The sequence below is a fragment of the Roseomonas sp. TAS13 genome (assembly GCF_001950415.1).
Taxonomy (GTDB): Bacteria; Pseudomonadota; Alphaproteobacteria; order Acetobacterales; family Acetobacteraceae; genus Roseomonas; species Roseomonas mucosa.
Genome location: NZ_BDLP01000370.1, coordinates 1 through 4,210, shown reverse-complemented (window position 1 = coordinate 4,210; position 4,210 = coordinate 1). Strand labels below are relative to the sequence as shown.

Below are 4,210 nucleotides of genomic sequence, written 5' to 3'. Positions count from 1 at the left end.
CGTCTATGGCGGCGTGCGGGTGGAGGACCACTGGATGGGCGATGGCCGCGCGGAGGCCCGGCCGGCGGATCTGCGCCGCGCCCTGGGGCTCTACCGCGCGGCCTGTGGGGTGCAGTTCGCGGCGGTGCTGGCGCTGGCCGGGGCCGCCGCCATGGCGGGCTGAGGGGCCGCCGGCGCGGTCAGGCGGCGATTTCCCGCGCCTCGATCCCGTAGCGGAAATGCACGGGGTCCAGGCAGTCCGGCTGGCCGTTCGCGGTGAAGGCGCAGGGGTACATCAGGAAGGCGAAGTTCGGCTTCTGGTTGCCCATGGCGCCCGGCAGGATGATGTCCGTGGCGCTGTTGTAGCCGACCCAGTTCATCTCCCAGGAGCCGAAGAGGGTTTCGCGCAGGGCACGGATCCCGGCGCTGTCCGGGGCCAGCCTTTGCTCCAGCATGACCTTGCGCACATCGGCGGGATCGAGGGGGAACCAGCCGGCATCCTCCAGGAAGACCTCGGAGCGGCAGTGCTGCGCCCTGGAGACGTCGCCGCTGGCGCCCAGCGTCCGGAACTGGCGCGAGCCGGCGACGCGGACGCCGTACACGTCGCGGGCGGGGAAGCCTGCCGCCCGGGCGAGGCCGGTCATGAGCCCGTTGATATCGGCGCACTTGCCGCTCAGCCGGCCGCTTTCCAGCATGCCGCGGACATCGCCGAAGCCGCAGCCCGGCGTCTCGGGATCTCGGGTCGTGTGGTCCACCACCCAGTCGTAGATCGCCCGCAGCCGGGCTCGGGGCTCGTCCAGGCCGGCGGTGATGCGCTCGGCGGTGTCGCGCACGATGCCGTCCGTCTGCACGCTCTCGGTCGGCCGGGTCCAGAAGCGCCGCTCGGCCAGGGTGACCGGCACGGCCGGGTCATGGCCGTCGCGGTCGCGGGTGGCCACGCGCTGGACCAGCTCCGCGCTGCGCGGGCCGTCGGAACCCGCGTCCCAGCTCATCTTCAGCACCTCGGCGCCGTACTGCGCGTCCCGCACCACCCGCGCCTGCCCCGTGCCCTGGCAGCGGGTTTCGAGGACGGTCTGGTAGCCGCCGGCCGTCTGCGCCAGGGGCAGCCAGAGCTGCGCTGCGCCCGGGGCGTCCAGCAGGCTGACGCGGGTGACGATCTCGAACTGGCGCCAGCCCGGCATGGCCGCCAGCCGGGCCGGGGCCGCCGTCTCCGCCCGTGCCGTTCCGGGGCGCTGGGTGCCGGCCGCCAGGGTGGTGACGGTGGCGATGGTGGCGGCGGAAGCCAGGAAGTTGCGGCGGTTCATGGGTTTCATCCCTCCGGCCATGTCTGAAAGGCCATGCCTGTGGGAATCGTCTCCCGCGCCCCGGTCCGCCCGTCAACGCCGTGGCGATCAGAAGACCGCCAGCGCCCCCAGGGGGCCGGAGGTCATGCCCGCCCGGCGATCCGCAGCAGCGCCGCCACGTCCACATGCCGTTCCAGATGCGCCGCCAGCGCATCCAGCGCCGCATCGACCTCGGCCTCGTGCCGTCGCGGGGCGGCTGCGAGGCCCAGCCGGCCCAGCCAGGCCGCGCGCTGCGCGTCATCGCCGAACAGCCCGTGGACATAGGTGCCCGAGACCAGCCCATCCGCCGAGACGGCGCCGTCCAGCCGGCCATCCGCCAGCCGCAGCAGCGGGTTTGCCGCGTCCGGGCCCGCCGTGCGGCCCATGTGCATCTCGTAGCCGGTGAAGGGCGCCCCGTCCGCCAGGGTCGCGCCGCCGGCCGGGCACAGCCGCTTTTCCCGCGTCAGCACCGTCGCCACGTCGAGCAGGCCGAGCCCGTCCACGCCGCCGGGCGGACCCTCGATGCCCTCCGGGTCCTCGATCCGCCGGCCGAGCATCTGGTAGCCGCCGCAGAGCCCCAGCACCCGCCCGCCGCGCCGATGGTGCGCCAGGATGTCGATGTCCCAGCCTTCCTCGCGCAGCACGGCGAGGTCGGCGATCGTGGCCTTGGAGCCGGGCAGGACCACGAGGGCGCAGTTCCCCGGCAGGGGCGTGCCCCGGCGCAGCAGCAGGAGCTCCACCCCGGGCTCGGCGGCCAGCGGGTCGAGGTCGTCGAAATTGCTGATGCAGGGCAGCACCGGCACGGCGATCCGCAGGGGGGCGCCGGGGTTGCGCGGGGCCGCCCCGAGGGCGGTGAACAGATCCTGCGCGTCCTCCGCCGGCAGGCGGCGCGCCGCATCGGTGAAGGGCACCAGCCCCAGCGGCGCCCAGCCGGTGCGTTGCGCGATCGCGTGCATCCCTTCCGCGAAGAGCGTGGGGTCGCCGCGCATCCGGTTCACCAGGAAGCCCCGGATCATCGCCGCATCCTCCGGCGGCAGCACGGCCTGCGTGCCCACGAGGCTGGCGATCACCCCGCCCCGGTCGATGTCGCCCACCAGCACGACCGGCGTGCCCGTGGCGCGGGCGAAGCCCATATTGGCGATGTCGCCCGCGCGCAGGTTGATCTCGGAGGCGCTGCCCGCCCCCTCCACCAGCACGAGGTCGGCTTCCGCCCTCAGCCGCGCGAAGCTGTCGAGGACATGGGGCATGAGGCGGGGCTTCATCGCCTGGTATTCGCGCGCCCGCGCCGTGGCGAGGACGCGGCCCTGCACCACCACCTGGGATCCGGTCTCGCTCTGCGGCTTGAGCAGCACGGGGTTCATGTGGACACTGGGCGCCACGCCCGCCGCCCGCGCCTGGAGGGCCTGGGCGCGGCCGATCTCGCCCCCATCCGCGGTGACGGCGGCGTTGTTGGACATGTTCTGCGGCTTGAAGGGCCGCACCCGCAGCCCGCGCCGCGCGAAGAGCCGCGCCAGCCCGGCGACGAGCAGCGACTTGCCCACCGAGGAGCCGGTGCCCTGGAACATCAGGGCCACCGGCATCAGAACTCGATCCCCTGCTGCGCCTTCACCCCCGCCGCGAAATGGTGCTTCACCAGCCCCATCTCGGTGACGAGGTCCGCCGCCTCGACCAGCGCGGGCGGGGCGTTGCGGCCGGTGGCGACGACGTGCAGGCCGGGGCGCCGCGCGCGCAGCGCCGCGACCACGGAATCCGTGTCCAGATAGTTGTAGCGCAGCGCGATGCAGAGCTCGTCCAGCACCAGCAAAGCGAGGTCCTGCCGCGCCATCAGCGCCAGGGCCTTCGCCCAGGCCGCCTCGGCCGCCGCCACGTCGCGGGCGCGGTCCTGCGTTTCCCAGGTGAAGCCCTCGCCCATGCTGTGCCATTCGACGAGCGGGCCGAAGCCCTCCAGCACATGGCGCTCGCCCGTGCTCCAGGCGCCCTTGATGAACTGCACCACGCCGCAGGGCCGCCCATGCCCGACCATGCGCAGCAGCAGGCCGAAGGCGGCGGTGGACTTGCCCTTGCCCGGGCCGGTGTTCACCAGCAGCAGGCCCTTCTCGATGATCTTCGAGGCCACCTCGGCATCCTGCACCGCCTTGCGCTTCTCCATCTTCGCGCGGTGGCGGGCGGCCTCCTCGCCGTCCGCGCTCACTTCACCACCATGGGGATGCCGGCCACGGTGAAGACGACACGCTCCGCCCGCTCCGCCAGGCGCTGGTGCAGGATGCCCGCCGCGTCGCGGAAGCGCCGGGCCAGGGCGTTCTCCGGCACGATGCCGAGGCCGACCTCGTTGGAGACCAGCACCGCCGGGGCGGAACGCTGCGCCAGCGCCGTTTCCAGCGCCACCGCCGCGGCCTCCAGGTCACGCTCGCCCAGGATCAGGTTGCTCAGCCAGAGCGTCAGGCAGTCCACCAGCACCGGGCGGTGCCGGGCGCGCAGCAGGGCGGCGGGCAGGTCCAGCGGCGCCTCCACCGTTTCCCATTCCGGGCCGCGCCGGCCGCGGTGCTCGGCGATGCGGGCGCGCATCTCCTCGTCGAAGGCCTGGGCCGTGGCGATGTAGAGCCAGGGCTTCGGCAGGGGACCGAGCAGCGTCTCCGCGTAGCGGCTCTTGCCGGAACGGGTGCCGCCCAGGACCAGGGTCAGCATCGGGGTGTCGGGAGGATCGGCAGCCATGGCTTTCCATTGACAGGGCCGGGCCGCGAAGACTACCCCCGCAGCCGATGGTCCCCCGCCGGCGGCGGATGCCTGTGGCGGGGGTGAAAAGGGAATGCGGTGAGGGCCATCCGGTCCGAATCCGCGGCTGCCCCCGCAACTGTGAGCGGAGAGCGGCCTGCCAAACCGCCACTGGCGTGCTGGCCTCGGGAACGGGG

4 protein-coding genes and 1 riboswitch are annotated in these 4,210 nt (G+C 73.7%); all 4 genes read right to left on the bottom strand.

Translation table 11 applies throughout. The features are described 5' to 3' along the window. Positions 1 to 179: 179 nt before the first annotated feature. Positions 180 to 1,283 (bottom strand): transglutaminase family protein, encoded by a 1,104-nt coding sequence (locus ROTAS13_RS20325; RefSeq protein WP_075823240.1) that lies wholly within the window; start codon positions 1,281 to 1,283, stop codon positions 180 to 182. A 122-nt stretch (positions 1,284 to 1,405) separates the two neighbouring features. After that, entirely contained in the window at positions 1,406 to 2,881 is a 1,476-nt protein-coding gene (locus ROTAS13_RS20320) for a cobyric acid synthase (protein WP_171979176.1), read from the bottom strand. Next, positions 2,881 to 3,492: a cob(I)yrinic acid a,c-diamide adenosyltransferase gene (gene cobO, locus ROTAS13_RS20315; protein WP_075823239.1), complete on the bottom strand. Its 612-nt coding sequence runs from the start codon at positions 3,490 to 3,492 to the stop codon at positions 2,881 to 2,883. The genes ROTAS13_RS20320 and cobO overlap by 1 nt, the downstream gene beginning before the upstream one ends. Next, a complete protein-coding gene (gene cobU, locus ROTAS13_RS20310) occupies positions 3,489 to 4,013 on the bottom strand; it encodes a bifunctional adenosylcobinamide kinase/adenosylcobinamide-phosphate guanylyltransferase (protein ID WP_171979175.1) in 525 nt (174 codons plus the stop codon). The genes cobO and cobU overlap by 4 nt, the downstream gene beginning before the upstream one ends. Positions 4,014 to 4,044: 31 nt before the next feature. After that, positions 4,045 to 4,210: riboswitch (cobalamin riboswitch) on the top strand. This riboswitch is flagged as partial in the annotation.

What these genes read in the sequence shown, in the direction of transcription:
- ROTAS13_RS20325 (WP_075823240.1), bottom strand. Translation starts at nt 1,283, where the DNA reads ATGAACCGCCGCAACTTCCTGGCTTCCGCCGCCACCATCGCCACCGTC.
- ROTAS13_RS20320 (WP_171979176.1), bottom strand. Translation starts at nt 2,881, where the DNA reads ATGCCGGTGGCCCTGATGTTCCAGGGCACCGGCTCCTCGGTGGGCAAG.
- cobU (WP_171979175.1), bottom strand. Translation starts at nt 4,013, where the DNA reads ATGGCTGCCGATCCTCCCGACACCCCGATGCTGACCCTGGTCCTGGGC.